The organism is Jatrophihabitans sp. (assembly GCF_036389215.1).
Lineage (GTDB): Bacteria > Actinomycetota > Actinomycetes > Mycobacteriales > Jatrophihabitantaceae > Jatrophihabitans_A.
Map to the genome: position 1 here is coordinate 1 of NZ_DASVQG010000287.1, position 15,757 is coordinate 15,757.

The window sequence follows — 15,757 nt, forward strand, 5'->3', positions numbered from 1 at the left end:
TGGCACGTCCTGGACTCCGAGCCCGCGGCACCCCCGGAGCGCCCGACGTTGCTCTGCCTGCACGGCAACCCGACCTGGTCCTACCTGTGGCGGCGGATGTTCGCGGCGGCGCCCTCCGGCTGGCGGGTGGTGGCGCCCGACCAGCTGGGCATGGGCTACTCCGACCGCGCGGACCCGGCCAGCAGGCTGGCCGACCGGGTCCGGGAGCTGGGTGAGCTGACCGCGGCGCTGGGCCTCATCGGACCGGTGGTGACCGTGGCCCACGACTGGGGCGGCATCATCTCACTCGGCTGGGCACTGGAGCACCGGGACCAGGTCCAGGCCGTCGTGCTGACGAACACCGCGGTGCACCAGCCGGAGGACTCCCGGCCACCGGTCCTGATCCGGCTGGCCCACCTTGCCGCGCTGCGGGACGTGCTGTGCGTCCGGACGCCGGTGTTCCTGCGCAGCGCCACCGCGCTGTCCTGGCCGCCGCTGGAGCGCGGCACCCGGGCTGCGTTCGCCGCGCCGTACCGGGGAGCCGAGCGGCGGCGCTCGATCGGGAACTTCGTCGCCGACATACCGTTCCGTGACCAGGATCCGAGCCACCCGGCACTGGAGGCGATCACGTCCGGTATCACCGGCTGGGAGGTGCCCGCGCTGCTGCTCTGGGGACCGCGCGACCCGGTGTTCGGTGAGCAGTACCTGCGCGATCTGCGAGCCCGGTTGCCGCGGGCCGATCTGCACCGCTACGCCGGCGCCTCCCATCTGCTGCCCGAGGACGCCCCGCGCTACGCCGAGGACGTGGCCAGCTGGGTGCGCGAGCTGGACATCGGCCGGCGGACGGCGGCCGCAGCGGGTGAGGCGCAGCCCGGCGAGGTGCCGGCTGCCGAACGGGAGCGCGCTGCCGGCACCTCCGCCGAGCGCGAGCCGGTTCCGCTCTGGCAGGCGCTGGCCGACCGGGCGGCGAGCACCCCCGCTGAGACGGCGATCGCCGAGACGGGCGGGGCGAGCATCAGCTGGGCGGAGCTCGACCGGCGGGTCCGCCACGCCGCGACCGCGCTGGTGGCCGGCGGTGTGACACCGGGGCAGCGCCTGGCGTTGCTCATCCCGCCCTCGATCGAGCTCACCGTGGCGGTATACGCCGGCTGGCGCGCCGGGGCGGTCATCGTGGTGGCCGACAAGGGCCTCGGGCTGCGCGGAATGGGACGGGCGCTGCGCAGCGCCAACCTGGACCACGTGCTCGGCAGCACCGAGGGGCTGGCGGCCGCGGCCGCGATGCGGCTGCCCGGTACCCGGTGGCTGGCCGGTAGGGCGAGCGCCGCCGCGGGGCGTCTTCTCAAGGCCCGCACCGAGCTGACCACGCCGTCGCAGGCCCGCACAGCGACAACAGCGGACACAGCGGCACCCGCCTCCTCGGCGTCCCTGCCGCAGGTGAGCGGCGAGGCTGAGGCCGCGGTGGTGTTCACCTCCGGAGCGACCGGCCCCGCCAAGGGCGTGCTGTACCTGCACCGCCAGGTCCAGGAGCAACTGGCCGTGGTTCGCCGGACCTACCGGTTGAGCGAACAGGACCGGATCGTCGCCGGGTTCGCCCCGTTCGCGCTGCTGGGACCCGCGCTGGGGGTCGGTTCGGCGGTCCCGGCGATCGATGTCACCAGGCCCGAAACACTGACCGCGGCGGCGCTGGCCGACGCGGTGCTGGCGATCGGGGCCAGCGTGGTGTTCGCCTCGCCGGCGGCGTTGCGCACGGTGGCCGCCACCGCCGGCGCGCTCAGCCCTGACCAGCGGGCAGCGCTGGGCCGGATCCGGCTGGTGATGTCGGCCGGAGCCCCGGTTCCGGTCGAGCTGTTGCGTCAGCTGGGCACGCTGCTGCCCGCGGCGCAGGCCCACACCCCCTACGGCATGACCGAGGTACTGCCGGTCACCGACGTGTCGCTGCCCGAACTGGTGGCGGCCGGGCCGGGCAACGGCGTCTGCGTCGGCCGCCCGGTACCCGGGGTCGAGGTCGAGATCAGCGCGCTCGACGCCCTCGGGCAGGACGTCGGCAAGCTGAGCGCCGAGCCGGACGTGGTCGGCGAGATCTGCGTTCGAGCCGCGCACGGCAAGCAGCGCTACGACGCGCTGTGGGCCACCGAGCGAGCGAGTTCCCGCGATGCCGGCTGGCACCGTACCGGCGATGTCGGGCAGCTGGACGGCGACGGCCGGCTGTGGATCCAGGGGCGCCTCCAACACCTGATCACCGCCCCGCAGGGTTTGCTGACCCCGGTGGGGCTGGAGCAGCGGATAGCCGCCGTGGACGGGATCGCGGCAGCCGCGGTGGTGGGCATCGGGCCGGCCGGAACCCAGCAGCTGGTCGCGATCGTCGTTCCGCAGCGATCCGGACGCCGGCTGGCCGGACGGGTAGGGGGCCCGCGGTTGCCCGGTCGGCGGCGAGCCTCGGTGGCAAGCCTGGAGCTCTCCGACGCCGTCCGGTCCACGGTCGACGTCCCGGTGGCGGCGGTCCTGGTGACCAATCGGCTGCCCGTCGACATCCGGCACGCGTCCAAGGTCGACCGGACAGCGCTGGCCAGATGGGCGGAGAAGGTGCTGGCGGGCCGGGCGTGAAGGTGCTGCTGACTGGTGCCAGCGGCCTGCTCGGCAGGGCAACGGCACTGGCGTTGCTGGCTGAGGGCGCCGAGCTGACCGTGCTGCAACGCCGCTCGAGCGGCCTGCCGTGCCGGCAGGTGCTGGCCGATGTCGCCGACCGGGCCGCTGTGCGGCGTGCCGCCGCGGGGCAGGATGCCGTCCTGCACCTGGCCGCGAAGGTGGATGTGGTGGGGCCGTGGGCGGAATACCAGCGCACCAACGTCGAGGGAACCAGGGCAGTGATCGACGCCTGCCGGCAGAACCGGGTGCCGGCCCTGGTGCACGTGTCCTCGCCCGCGGTGGCGCACGCCGGTCAGTCCCTGGTGGGCGCCGGAGCCGGCGCGGCCGATCCGCGACGGGCCAGGGGCCACTATGCGAGGTCCAAGGCGATCGCGGAGGCACTCGCGCTGAACGCCGACTCCGCCCAGCTGGCGGTGCTGGCGATCCGGCCGCACCTGGTGTGGGGGCCTGGTGACACGCAGTTGGTAGCGCCGGTCGTCGAGCGAGCCCGCGCCGGGCGGCTGACACTGATCGGCTCGGGGGCAGCTCTGATCGACACGACCTACCTCGACAATGCCGTCGAGGCGCTGCTGGCCGCCGTGCGCAGGTGCGGCGAGATTCACGGTGAGGCGTTGGTGGTGTCCAACGGCGAGCCCAGGCCGGTGTCAGAGATCCTTCGGCGGGTGTGCCGCGCCGCCGGAGTGCCAGGGCCGCGCGGCCGGGTCCCGTTTCCGGTGGCCAACGTGCTCGGCGCGATGATCGAGGCGGCGTGGGCGGTGTCGAACCGCCGCGACACCCCGCCGCTCAACCGGTTTCTGGCCGGACAATTGGCGACGGCGCACTGGTTCGACCAGCGACGGACCCGTGCGGCGCTGCGCTGGCACCCCCGAATCAGCCTGGATGAAGGCTTCAGCAGGCTGGCATCGCATTACGCCTGACCCGCCCGCATATCTCGGGCTTATAACGCCCCCGTTAGCCACTGAGAGCGAAATTCGCTTTATTGGCCGAGTAATAGGGCCCGGTCGCGGCAGGTACTCACGCGTTCGGACACCATTGCCCACACTCGAACAGCGCGGGCACCGGATAGCTGAAAGCGACGCACTGCAGCTTCACCGCGTGCCGTTGAACACCGCGAACCCGTGCCGGCCAGCAGGCCGACGCGGGTTCGCGGATCTGGTGAGCAGGGCGGCGTTCGAGGTGGGCGAACACCGCCCTGCCTCACCTGGAGTAGGTCGAGCCTCCTCGTTCGGAGACCCCGGCCGCGACAACCGCCGATCGAGGACCGAGGAACTACTTGAACAGTGCCGCGTAGGCGTCGAGCCGACCACCGGTCGTGGTGACGCCGGCCATGGACGAGGTCGGAATGGCGCTGCTGAGCAGGGCGTTCTTGATCGCCGCGGCGGTTGCCCCGGGATGAGTCGAGGCGTAGAGCGCGGCTGCTCCGGTGACGTGCGGGGTGGCCATCGAGGTGCCGCTGTAGGACTCGTAGATGTTGTAGGCGGTGGTGGACCAGATCGCGGCACCGGGTGCACCGATGTCGACGGTGGTCGGGCCGTAGTTGGAGAAGGACGCCCGCGCACCGGTGCTGGTGATGGCGGCCACGGCGATGATGTTCGGGTTGGAGTACGTGCTCGGGTAGTGCGGCGTCGTGTCGTTGTTGTCGCCGACCTGGTCGCTGCCACCGTTACCGGCCGCGGCGATGAAGAGGATGTTCGAGCTGTTGGCCCGCCCGATCGCGTCCGTCAGTGCCTGGGAGAAACCGCCACCGCCCCAGGAGTTGTTCGTCGCGACGATGTTGACCCCACGCGCCTTCAGGCCGTTGAAGTAGTCGATTGCCTTGACGGCGTTGGCACTGGTGCCACCGTTGCGTCCGAGGAACTTGCCGCTGATCAGCCGGACGTTCCAGTTGACCCCGACCACGCCGGCCCCGTTGGCCTTGGCACCGATCGTTCCCGACACGTGGGTGCCGTGGTCGTCGAGGCTGCCCTTGGTGCCGCCGTCATAGATCGAGTTGTCATTGTTGGCGAAGTCCCAACCGTTGATGTCGTCGACGTAGCCGTTGCCGTCGTCATCGACGCCGTTGGCGGTCTCCAGCGGGTTGCCCACCTGACCGGCCAGGTCGGGGTGGGTGTACTGGATGCCCTCATCGATGATGCCGACATACACCGCGGAGGAACCGGTGTTACCGGCAGCCCAGGCTGCCGCGGCGTTGCTGCCGTACGCATTGGCCGGAGTGGTGCTCGGGCCGTACATGCCCCACAGGCTGCCATTGGTGAAGTACGGGTCGGTGCTGGTGGCGGCATGGGTGTACACCCAGTTCGGTTCGGCATACGCGACTGCCGGATCGGCCTTCAGCGATCGAATCGCGTGCGCTTGATCGGTGCCGGCCGGCAGCCGCACCAGCTCGACCTCGGCACGGGCGGCCGCGCCCGGCACCACTCGCTCAGCCAGCCGAGCCGCTGCCCGGTCCCGGGCTCGGGCCCGATCGGCCACGGTGGCACCGGCGACATAACCGACCAGCAACTCATTGGCAACGGCCCGGGGCCCGCTGGCCGCGGAAGCGCCGGGCTGGGCTGCCGGCGTAGCAGCATTGCCCGGCGCGCTGACCGCGAAGGGCGACACGGCCATGGTCGCAGCGCAGAGCAGCGGAAGGGAACGACGCATCAAAACTCCTTGACCAAGGAAAGGTTGACTGGGAAAGCAAGAGCCCAGGGGGATAAGGCCTCGATTCACTATGTCACTCTCATGAGAACTTGCCAATAATTAGATGTGAACCCTGACTTCGTCAGATTCGCGTCAGCGGGCCTGGTGACTGAGGCCGAATTTACGCAGGGCATTTGCCTCCTTCGGTGACTCCGCAGATCACTAGTTGGTAAACCCTTCCTGCCCCGGCGGCCCTCGGGCCCCGCGGACAGGCACGGATGGCACCTAGGGTGGTGTCATGGGTCGAGACAGCTACGACGTCATCGTGGTGGGCGCGGGGCCGTCGGGCTGCGCCGCCGCGGCTGCCGTCGCGCAGGCCGGCCCGGGGCTGTCGGTGCTGGTGGTCGACCGGGCTGACTTCCCGCGGGACAAGGCGTGCGGCGACGGCATCGCCTACGAGGTCACTCAGGAGCTGTCCGCACTCGGCTTCGACGTCGAGCGGGTCTTCGACGGCACCATCGAAGTCGCTGACCTGGCGCTGCGCTCACCCACCGGGGTGCGGGTGCACCGCCGGATGCGCCATCAGGTGCGGGTGGTGCCCCGGCAGATCTTCGACGCCCGCCTGGTGGAGGAGGTGCGCCGCCGCGGAATCGAGGTGCGCCGGCATTCGGTTCGGACGGTCCGGATGACCGGTGACGGGGTGTGCCTCGACGGCTCGCTGCAAGCCCGGGTGGTCATCGGCGCGGACGGCGCCGAATCCGTGCTGCGCCGGACTACGGCTACCTCGCGTCCGGGCCGGGTGGCGCTGGCGATCCGGGGTTACGCCCCCGAGCTGCCCGAACTCGCCGGCAGCCAGTACATCACGATGACCGATCGACACTGGCCTGCCTACGCGTGGAGCTTTCCGATCGGCGACGGCCGGGCCAACGTCGGCTACGGCGAGCTGATCGGCCATCGGCCGCTGAGCCGAGCCGATCTGCTGGCCAGGTTGCACTCGCTGCTGCCCGGCCTGGCCGAGCCGGCGGGTCTTCGAGCCCATCGGTTGCCGCTGTCGTCCGGGCGGCCGCCGATTCCGGACGGGCCGGTGCTGCTTGCCGGCGACGCCCAGTCGATGATCAACCCCTTCACCGGTGAGGGGATCTTCTACGCGGTGGTGTCCGGTGCTCTGGCCGGCCGGGCCGCGGCCCGCGCTCTGCTCGCGGGCGGTGACGCGGGTGCTCACTACCGGGTGGCGACCCGCCGGCGGCTGGGCCGGCACCTGCGGCACACCTCCGCCCTGGCCCGGTTCGGCGGCAGGACAGCCCTGATCGACGCCGGCCTGCGCGCCGGCCGCGAGGACCAGCGAGCCTTCGACGATCTGGTGAGCTTCGGCCTGGCCGATGGGCTGCTCACTCCCAGGTTGGTCGGCCGGTTGCGATTCCACGACTGACCGGCTGGACGGCACACCTGCTCTCACTGGCCGACTGTGTTTACCCGACCGACTGTGCCTACGACCGACTGTGCCTACGACCGACTGGGCCGACCGGCGCTGTGGGACATGCGACTGCGACCGGACGGCGAGGTCGTTCAGCGTTTCGCCGTCCGGTCGCCCGCCTCTGAGGCGCCTGTCTGTTCAAGCGGCTCATGAGTTCAGGGGCAGTTGCCGGACCTGCTCTCCCTACCAGTGACCCGGCCGGGTCAGCAGCGGTCCCTTCCTGTCGGTACCCACAGTCACCGGCCGGGCGGCATGGAAGCCGCTGGCCCGAGGTCGCTGGCGCGAAACCCGCCAGGATTCCTTTGTGGATGAATTAATTCCGGTGCATACGCCCACCGAGCCGAAAGCTGTTGCCACTGTCTGCTCGATCACGAATACTCTCCGATTCCGCGAATACTCCGGTGTCGCTAAGCCGATGGTTTAACCCGGGGGCATAGGTTAGCTCAGCCGGAACAGGTTGGATGGCCAATCCAGAAAAAAGTGTCATTAGCCTTGATACCTGCAGGCGTTAGTCGGCTGAAGGTCAGAGGTCGCTCTACACAGCTGATCCCACCGTATCCAGACTCCACGCAACGGTCGGTCGCCCGCGACCGGAGCTGCCCGTCGTGGGTGGGACAGGCGTGCGGGATGCCGTGCGCTACGCATGCTCTACAGCGGTTGCGCATCAACGATCTGCTTACTACGAAGGATGATCACAGATATGAGGGCAGTCGATCGCAGAGGGTTACCGCCGCGCGCGACTAGTCACCGGCGCCTATACCGATCCGCCTGCGCCGCAGCATTCGATGTGCGACTATCGGTGCAACCACAGCAGTCACCTGATCTGAGACGACCCGCTAGGCGTGCAGGCGACCTCGCGCGATGGCGGCATGAAGAAGGGGAAGCGACCCCCGGCTCGGCATTATTGCCATTCTTATCGGATGGCTTGGTATCAGATTTCTATGCCAGTTTCCACGCCGGCGAGCGACCCTCACTTTCCGTTTCTACACCGACTCAGCGCGTGTATTCCAGGGGCTAGTACGTGGAAATGGAAGTGCTCCTACCTACGCTTTGTATATCGCGTCGCCGGGGATGCTGTTGCGGCCGGCGAGGCAACGCCGCCGACCGATATGGCCAGGGCGATCGGTGACACAGCGGCGGCACGCGACCCGCGCGCCGCCGGCTCAGACAGGATCGGCCGCTGCTCCCGCGGAGCTGGTTCGGACCCAGGCTTGGGGGCCGTCCAGCCACTTCCGGCCGGACACGCCATATGGGAAGGTGTGGAACCCACTCGCTCCGAGATCTCCGATCGGTGGCACGGTATGTACGCCTTCTTCACTCACGGAGTTGCCGTCGCGGCCGAGACGGCCGGGGGCAGCAACATCACCTCGCCAGGGCCATTGACCTCCGTCTCGGGCATCCCCTGGACCGATGTGCTCGGGTTGCCACAAGGATTCGGCAAGACGTTTCGCGGCAAGTCGAACCAGTCCGTCTGGTTCCACGCCGCGGTTCCGTCACCGACCCTGATCAACGCCCAGATCGTGGTGCTTCGCGACGTGATGCTCAACCTGCAGATGGACGCGGGCTGTCACCTCGACCAGATCCACGTCTGGGACGGCGGGACCAACGTGACCAGGTTGGGCACCGCCCCGGCGCTCGGGTTGAGCGGTGACCTGAGTGGGGACTTCGTGTCCGGCAGGAACCGCTTCGACATCCGCAACGCCGACGGCTCCTACCATCGGGTCGGTCTCGGGCTCGCCGTCAGCATGCTCGTCAGGTTCGACCAGGAGGCCAGCATCCGCTTCAATGCGGTCGGCGCCTCGTTCCTCAGCCCGGCTTGAGTCGACGTGGCAACCATCTCGCGTTCCAGCACCTACCCGAACGTCCTGCTGGTCACCGGCTCTGACGTCGTCACCGGTGACTACCGTGCCAATCTGGTCGCGCTACTTCAGGCGGCTGGATCCTCAGGCCCGGTCCGGACCGGCACTCACCACGCCTGGGCGACCTACCAGGTCGGCTCGGCAGCGAACCCGAACCACAAACTCGCCGACTGGTCGGTCCGCCCGTTGCCCCGGCTCGGAGTCCTCGAACTAGCCGACCCGCCGTCCAGCACCGACCCGGCCGTCATCGGCCCGCGGCTGGGGACGCTCATTCACGAATTCGGCCACAACTGGCTGGTTCCTCGCGACCTGACCGTCCGGTCTCCGCAGTTCTGGCCCTGGCCCGACCGGCTCGCGCCGGGGATCGACGGCTGGGACGCGAGCCAGGCTTTCCACGACGGCACTCCCTACGCCGGGCCCGCGTTCGTCGCCCGGCAAGGCTCGCACTGGAGCGCGTGGGTCAGCACCGGCGGCTCGTGCATGGACGGGACCGCCTGGTCGCGGGAGGGAACCAGCGACGGACTCGCGAGATGGGTCGCACAGCCCTTCACCGGCGCGGCCCTGCAGGTACCAGGGTTGGCGGACCTCCCGCTGCCAGCCCGCTACGGGGACGCAGACCTGGTCATGATGGGCGTCACGGCCCGCGAGGAGGCCTTCGCCGACGAAGCCAACCTGCTCGTCTGGATGGAACCCCGGCTCATGGCGCCGATGGCCTATCACGCCGGCCTGGTCATCATGTTCAACCCCGACGACGGCATCTTCTTCGGCTACTACCGCGACCACCGGACCATCGCCGTGCAACGCACCGGCCAACCGGAGACCCTGATCAGCGCGCCCGACAACCGCCCCTTCCGCGACCCGGGCTCCGCGGTGGCCCTGCGCGTGATCCGCCGCGGCACGCATCTGGTCTTCCAAGCCAGATATGACCAGCTGCGCACCGATCTGACCCCGCACCTCGTTGACGCCGCGGCGACCTGGCGCCCAGCCGACGGAAACCCGCTGTCACAGACCTGGAGCACTGTCGTGGAGATGGACGTGCCCGAGCCTCCCCAGGCGGTCGGTGTCGGGGTGAAGACCTGGAATGCGATCCTGGCCGAGGCCGTGTTCGGGCCTCTCGAGTACGCCAGCGGTGGCGTTCAGGGCGTCTACACGGTGGCCGGCGGGTTGCCCGACTGGGTTCTGTCCAACACCTCCGGCTTCAGCTCGCTGCCGGCACGCCTCGTGAAGTACCAGCCCGCCTTCGGTCCCCGATTCACCAGCCGAGGCACCACGTTGGACGTCATGGCCCCCTACTCGCGCTTCGACTCCGCCGGGCGGCTGCCCGGCATTCCCGGCTTCGACCACTGGCTCGGGGTCGACCGGGCACCGCGGGCGCTGGCGGCCGCCCCGCGCGGAGACTTCGTCATCGCCACCACCGCGCGTCTGGACCGCTCAGGCCTGTCCCCCGGCTCCGGCGGGGCGACCGCCGGGATCACCATGTGGGGCACCGAACGCTCGATCCCGATGAGCCAACTCGTGTGGCCGGCCGGCCTCGACGCCGTGCGGGTGGCCCCGCCTGGCAACCAGTACCGGACCGCCTTCATCATCGTGGCAGCGCAACCCGGCGACATCACCATGCAGCACCAGCAGGCCGTCGACGCCATCCGCCGATACTGGGACGCGGCCGTTCCGATGCTCACCCGTAACCGGCGACAGTCTCCCAACAGCATCTAGGCGTCGTGACTGACACGATGCCTCAGGCGCGAGCCGGGTGATGGGTTGTCACTGGTAGGCGGCCCTGGCCCGGGCACGCGGGTAGCGGGTGCAGGTACCGCAGGTCAGCGGGGCTGGAGCGCTGCACGCACGACGAGGTCCAGGACCGGCCGGGGATCGATGTCGGCGTGCCGGGCGATCCGGTGCAGGAAGAGCCCCTCGAAACAGGCGGCGAAGGCCTGGGCGGCCAGCAGTGGGTCCGGGGCACCAAGGGCCGCGAGGGTCGGCAGGATGGCGTGCTCCATCACCTGACGTCCTCGGATGAGCGCCGAGCGCAGCTCCGCGTCATGGCTTGCCTCCATCAACAGGGTCAACCGTGCGGTGGTCATCACCCGGTTCGGGCCTGTCATGAAGTCGAAGAGCTGGGCGAGGCCATCGACGAGCTCGTCCGCGGACCTCGGGGCGAAGGCGCTGCCCACCGAGGGCAGCTCCCGGCTGACCATGTGCTCGACGATGCCCTGCAGCAGCGCCGCCCGGGTTCGGAAATAGTTCGAGGTGGATCCCCTCGCCAGACCCGCCCGCTCGTCGACTCGCAGGTGGGTGGTGGCGCGCAGCCCCTCCGTCCCCAGCAGTTCGATCGCGGCGTCGAGGGCGCGTTCCCGATGAGTCATCACCTGCGTACTATATCCGTAGTGACAGCACACTATGCTCGTAGTAAGCTTCGATCATGGCATACGTCGCCCTCGTCGCCTGGCTGCTCGCCGCCGCCGTAGGCGTGACTGTCTTGCTCCGCTGGCTGCGCCGACGCCGCCGCGGATCGACGTTCCCGACGCGGTTGGTCACTGCCCATCTGGTGACCGCGGTTGCCGGGCTCAGCCTCTGGGCGGGCCATCTGGCGACCGGGAGGTTGGTCCTGGCCTGGCTCGCCTTCGCCGTGCTCAACGTGACCAACGGCGTCGGCGACGCCATCCTGACCGGGCGCTGGCGTGCCTTGGCCGGAGTCGGGCCGTCATGGATTGCCGACTACCGTCGCGCGGTGCTCGGGGTGCTCAGAGGGCGCCATCCTCGCTCAGCGACCCTGCACGCCCTGCTGGGCGGGCTCACCTTCTTCTCCACACTGGTGGCCTGTCTGGTCGCGACCGTCTGAGTTCGACGGCGGTACCGGCCTTCCGTACCGCGGCCCTCAGGAACGCTGTCGCGACCGGCCTTGAGGCAACTTGCGAAGATGACTATCGCCGGAATGGCATGGCAGGGCTACCACCTCGATCCGGAAGGAAACACGTTCGGCGTCCATCAGCCGGACCCGAACGCTGCCTGAGCCGACTCGACCGCTTCAGCCGAGCTGCTCGGCCAGCGCGACGAGGATGCCCTCGGGGCCCCGGACGTAGCAGAGCCGATAGCTGTCTTCGTACCGCACCACCTCGCCGATGAGTTCGGCGCCATGGGTCCGCAGGCGGGCAACGACGTCCTCGATGTCGTCCACGGCGAACATGATGCGCCGTATGCCCAGCGTGTTCACCGGTGCGTCCGACCCAGCGCTGACCGCCGGCGGCGTGTGGAACTTCGTCAGCTCAAGCCGGCCGTGGCCGTCCGGAGTCCGCACCATGGCCATGTCGACCCGGACACCGTCGAGCCCCACGAGGCGGTCCACCGAACGTCCTCCGACTGCCGCCTCGCCCTCCAACTCCAGACCGAGTTCGAGGAAGAACGCGACAGCAGCATCGAGATCGTCGACAACAACGCCGACGTTGTCCATCCGCTGGATCGTCATGTCTTCGAGCTTAGAAGGGGCAGACGGTAGCCAGCTGAGGCCAGGGTCTATCGCGGGCGTCTGATTCGCTGCATGCTCGCGAGGGCGCCTTTCCCGGCGTCCTCCAACCGGACGGGGTCACACCGTGACAGACAAGCGGGAAGGCCCAGACCTCGGCCCAGCTGGCATCCCCGCAGTCCGCTCCGTAGAAAGCCCTGGCGGTGACCCGATCAGCGTTTCCCACGGCGGCGCCGCGTCAGGTTCCGTGCCGGCCGAGCCCGCGCACGTCGGCTGGGGCTTCCTGGTCCGGTACATGCTGGCCTACACCGGGACCTCCCTGCTGTTCCTGGCTCCGCTGCTGGTCTCGCTGGCGTTGAAGGTCAACGACCTCGTCGGCATCGACGCGGCACCGAGCCGGCTCGCGCTCGTCACCAGCGTCGGCTCGCTGCTGTCGATGGTCGCCAACCCGTTCTTCGGCAGGCTGAGCGACCGCACCGCCTCGCCGTGGGGCATGCGCAGGCCCTGGATGGTCGCCGGTCTGGCCGGGGGCAGTCTCGGCATCCTGACGGTGGCTCTCGCGCCCGACATCACGGTCGTCCTGCTCGGCTGGTGCATCGCGCAGGTGTCCTTCAACGCCCTGCTCGCCGCGCTGGCCGCCGTTCTGCCCGACCAGGTCCCCACCGCCCAACGTGGCGTGGTGTCCGGGATCCTGGCGGTCTGCCTCCCGGTGGCGTCGGTTGTCGGCACCTTCCTGGTCCAGCTGTTCGACCAGAGCATCCTCACGATGTTCTTGGTGCCGTGCGCGGTCGGCGCATTTCTCATACTGCTGTTCGTGGGCCGGCTCGCCGACCGCCGGTTGGATCCGGGCCGGGCCCCTGCGTGGTCGATGCGGGAGTTCCTGGGCACGTTCTACGTCAATCCGCGGCGCAGCCCCGACTTCGCCTGGGTGTTCGCCAGCCGGTTCCTGTTCGTTCTCGCCTACGCCTTCCTGGTCACCTACCAGGCCTACTACCTGCTCGCACAGGTGGGCAGCCGGGAGGACGACGTGGCGCACACGATCTTCCTGGGCACCCTTACCCATTCGGTGTCCCTGGTCGCCACCGCCCTGGTCACCGGGAAGGTGTCGGACCACATCGGCCGCCGCAAGGTCTTCGTCCTCACCGCCGCCCTCGGGTACGGGCTCGCGCTGTTCGTGGTCGCCGGCGCCGACGACGTCCGCGGCTATCTCATCGGTATGGCCCTCGGCGGGCTGGGGTTCGGCATGTACATGGCCGTCGACCTCGCCCTGGTGGTCGACGTACTGCCCGACCCCGACCAGGCGGCCAAGGACCTAGGCGTCCTGAACATCGCCGGCGCCCTGCCGTTCTCGCTCGCCCCGGCCATCGCCCCCGTGATCCTCGACCTCGGCGCAGGCAGCTACCGGGTCCTGTTCACTGTCGCGGGCGGGTGCGCCCTTGCCGGAGCGGCAGCGATCCTTCCGGTCAAAGGAGTTCGCTGACACCTACGCTGGCCAGATGCCGGTCCTGGGTACCAAGCTGCGCGCCCCGGCTCCGCGCCGTCGGCTCGTGCCCCGCGAGCGACTGGTCGACCGGCTCCGGGCGGAGCCGGCGACGATGCCGCGGCTGGTGCTCATCTCGGCGCCGGCCGGGTTCGGAAAGACCACCCTGCTGACCCAGTGGCTGACGCCAGGCCCCGGCGAGGACCCAGCCCAGGGCCGAGCCCAGGGCCAAGCACCGCAAGCGCTGCGGGTCGGGTGGCTGTCCCTCGACGCGGCCGACTCCGACCTCAGGGTGTTTCTCACCCACCTGGTGGCCGCGGTACAGGCCGCCAGCCCGGAGGTGGGGGGCCAGGCGCTGGCGCTGATAGGCACCGAACACGGCCTACCGGTCGAGGACATCATGGCCAGTCTCGTCAATGACCTGGATGCACTCGCCGGCTCGACTGTCGTCGCCCTCGACGACTATCACCTGATCGAGAACCCTGAGGTCCACCATGCGGTGGCGCTGCTGCTCGAGCACCTGCCACCCCAGGTCACCCTTGCCATGACGACGCGGGCGGACCCGCCGCTGCCGCTGTCACGCCTGCGGGCCCGCGGGGAACTGCTGGAGGTCCGCGCGGCCGAGCTGCGCTTCACCGCCGAGGAGGCCGAGGCGTTCCTCAACCAGGTCATGGGCCTGCGACTCGCGCCGGCCCACGTTGCGGCCCTGGAGGCCCGGACCGAGGGCTGGGCGGCCGGCCTGCAGCTCGTGGCCCTCTCGGCCCGCGGCCACACCACCACCAGCACCGGCGACCCGGCATCACCGGACGGGATCACCGCGTTCGTCGAGGCGTTCACCGGCAGCCATCGGTTCGTCCTGGACTACCTGCTCGAGGAGGTGCTGGCCACCCAGCCCGAGCAGGTGCGCACCTTCCTGCTCGACACGTCGGTCCTCGAGCAGCTCACCGCTGGCCTGTGCGACGCGCTCACCGGCGGCAGCGACGGCCAACAGCTGCTGGAGAAACTGGAGCGCGACAACCTCTTCCTCTCCCCGCTGGACGACCAGCGACACTGGTATCGCTACCACCACCTCTTCGCCGACGCGCTGCGCGCCCGGCTCCAGGCCGAGAACCCCGCTCGGGTCCCCACCCTGCACCGGGCGGCCAGCGGCTGGCACGCCGAGCACGGAACGCTGGCCGACGCCATCCGCCACGCCCTCGCCGCGACCGATGTCGAGCAGGCGGCCGACCTCCTGGAACTGGCCTTGGCAGAGGCCCGGCAGCGGCGGCAGGACCGGACCCTGCGCGACTGGCTGAACGCCTTGCCCGACGACGTCCTCCGACGCCGCGCGCTCCTTGCCACCCAGATGGTGTCGGCGCGGCTGTCCGAGGGCGACCTGGAGGGGGCGGAGCGCTGGCTCGACCATGCCAACGAGGCACTCCACCCGACGCCCCAACTAGCAACGACGCCCGAACGTGCGGCGGCACGAGTGCCAGAAGGGGGCCGATTGGCTGATGCCGCCCGCGCCCGGGACAAGGAGTTGCGGGCGCTGCCGGCGCAGGCCGCCGTCTACTGCGCCGCAGTCGCCCAAGCCCGCGGTGACGTCGAGGGCACCATCGCGCACGCCCGCCGCGCCCTCGACCTGGCCGGGCCGGCCGACCACGTCGCCCGGTCCGGCGGCGCGGGATACCTCGGCCTGGCCGCCTGGGCCGCCGGCGACCTTTCCGCGGCGGTGGGCCTCTTCAGCGAAGCCGTGCGCAGCCTGCACGCCGCCGGGAACCTCACCGACGAGCTCAGCGCCACCGTCGTCCTGGCCGACATGTGGCTGGCGCGCGGGCAGCCTGAGGAGGCGCGGCGGCTCTACGAGCGGGCCCTCCGGAGGGCAGAAACCCATTCGGACACGGTGCTGTCCACGACCGGTGACCTGCACGTCGGCCTCGCGGACGTGCTACGCGAACAAGGCGACCTCGACGCGGCCGGAAAGCACCTGCACACCGCGCGGGATCTCGGCGAACGTGCGTCGCTGCCGGAGAACCGGCACCGCTGGTACACCGCCATGGCCGCGCTGCTGGTGGCCTCCGGGGACCTGGACGGCGCCGTCGGCATGCTCGAGCAGGCGCAGCCGCTGTACCTGCCCGGCTACTTCCCGGACGTGCGTCCCATCCCCGCCATCCGGGCGCGGGTCCACATCGCGCAGGGGCGGCTGCAGGACGCGGCGGCGTGGGCGCGCGCCCACCACGGCAGCCCCGACGGGGAGG

Annotated in this window: 11 protein-coding genes; 8 read left to right on the forward strand and 3 right to left on the reverse strand. The window is 70.1% G+C overall.

Going from position 1 to position 15,757, the window contains the following annotated elements; all coding sequences use genetic code 11:
• Together VF542_RS16090 and VF542_RS16095 are read left to right on the forward strand one after the other, a co-directional pair.
• Positions 1-2,583, forward strand: a 2,583-nt coding sequence (locus VF542_RS16090) for an alpha/beta fold hydrolase (RefSeq protein ID WP_408652706.1), incomplete at its 5' end; no start/stop codon positions are given.
• The gene (locus VF542_RS16095) at positions 2,580-3,542 is read left to right on the forward strand and encodes an NAD-dependent epimerase/dehydratase family protein (protein ID WP_408652707.1); all 963 of its coding nucleotides are present in this window, start codon (positions 2,580-2,582) and stop codon (positions 3,540-3,542) included. The genes VF542_RS16090 and VF542_RS16095, both read left to right, overlap by 4 nt.
• 352 nt (positions 3,543-3,894) lie before the next feature.
• Here the strand turns inward: VF542_RS16095 and VF542_RS16100 are convergent, their stop codons facing one another.
• Entirely contained in the window at positions 3,895-5,268 is a 1,374-nt protein-coding gene (locus tag VF542_RS16100) for a S8 family peptidase (RefSeq protein WP_408652708.1), read from the reverse strand.
• Between the two features lie 277 nt (positions 5,269-5,545).
• Here VF542_RS16100 and VF542_RS16105 point away from each other — a divergent pair, with 277 nt between their 5' ends.
• The 3 genes from VF542_RS16105 to VF542_RS16115 all read left to right on the forward strand — a co-directional run bounded on the left by VF542_RS16105 (position 5,546) and on the right by VF542_RS16115 (position 10,293).
• Positions 5,546-6,676 (forward strand): geranylgeranyl reductase family protein, encoded by a 1,131-nt coding sequence (locus tag VF542_RS16105; RefSeq protein WP_408652709.1) that lies wholly within the window; start codon positions 5,546-5,548, stop codon positions 6,674-6,676.
• Between the two features lie 1,346 nt (positions 6,677-8,022).
• Complete coding sequence (locus VF542_RS16110; RefSeq protein WP_408652710.1) at positions 8,023-8,541, forward strand: hypothetical protein; 519 nt, start codon at positions 8,023-8,025, stop codon at positions 8,539-8,541.
• 6 nt (positions 8,542-8,547) lie between these two features.
• Entirely contained in the window at positions 8,548-10,293 is a 1,746-nt protein-coding gene (locus tag VF542_RS16115) for a hypothetical protein (RefSeq protein WP_408652711.1), read from the forward strand.
• Positions 10,294-10,397: 104 nt separating this feature from the next.
• Here VF542_RS16115 and VF542_RS16120 read toward each other — a convergent pair whose 3' ends face one another.
• Positions 10,398-10,943, reverse strand: coding sequence for a TetR/AcrR family transcriptional regulator (locus VF542_RS16120; protein WP_408652716.1), 546 nt, complete (start codon positions 10,941-10,943; stop codon positions 10,398-10,400).
• Positions 10,944-10,999: 56 nt separating this feature from the next.
• Here VF542_RS16120 and VF542_RS16125 point away from each other — a divergent pair, with 56 nt between their 5' ends.
• On the forward strand, positions 11,000-11,419 hold the full coding sequence (locus VF542_RS16125) for a hypothetical protein (protein ID WP_408652712.1): 420 nt from the start codon (positions 11,000-11,002) through the stop codon (positions 11,417-11,419).
• Positions 11,420-11,605: 186 nt separating this feature from the next.
• On the opposite strand, the gene VF542_RS16130 is transcribed toward VF542_RS16125, so the two are convergent.
• Positions 11,606-12,043, reverse strand: a complete 438-nt coding sequence (locus VF542_RS16130; protein WP_408652713.1) for a VOC family protein — start codon at positions 12,041-12,043, stop codon at positions 11,606-11,608.
• 244 nt (positions 12,044-12,287) lie between these two features.
• On the opposite strand from VF542_RS16130, the gene VF542_RS16135 reads away from it, so the two are divergent.
• Both VF542_RS16135 and VF542_RS16140 read left to right on the forward strand, forming a co-directional pair.
• On the forward strand, positions 12,288-13,520 hold the full coding sequence (locus tag VF542_RS16135) for an MFS transporter (RefSeq protein ID WP_408652714.1): 1,233 nt from the start codon (positions 12,288-12,290) through the stop codon (positions 13,518-13,520).
• 16 nt (positions 13,521-13,536) lie between these two features.
• On the forward strand, positions 13,537-15,757 hold a 2,221-nt coding region (locus VF542_RS16140; protein ID WP_408652715.1), incomplete at its 3' end, for a tetratricopeptide repeat protein.

Bases quoted from the DNA above. Each gene is read 5' to 3' on its own strand.
- VF542_RS16100 (WP_408652708.1), bottom strand. From the start codon at position 5,268: ATGCGTCGTTCCCTTCCGCTGCTCTGCGCTGCGACCATGGCCGTGTCG.
- VF542_RS16105 (WP_408652709.1), top strand. From the start codon at position 5,546: ATGGGTCGAGACAGCTACGACGTCATCGTGGTGGGCGCGGGGCCGTCG.
- VF542_RS16110 (WP_408652710.1), top strand. From the start codon at position 8,023: ATGTACGCCTTCTTCACTCACGGAGTTGCCGTCGCGGCCGAGACGGCC.
- VF542_RS16120 (WP_408652716.1), bottom strand. From the start codon at position 10,943: ATGACTCATCGGGAACGCGCCCTCGACGCCGCGATCGAACTGCTGGGG.
- VF542_RS16125 (WP_408652712.1), top strand. From the start codon at position 11,000: ATGGCATACGTCGCCCTCGTCGCCTGGCTGCTCGCCGCCGCCGTAGGC.
- VF542_RS16130 (WP_408652713.1), bottom strand. From the start codon at position 12,043: ATGACGATCCAGCGGATGGACAACGTCGGCGTTGTTGTCGACGATCTC.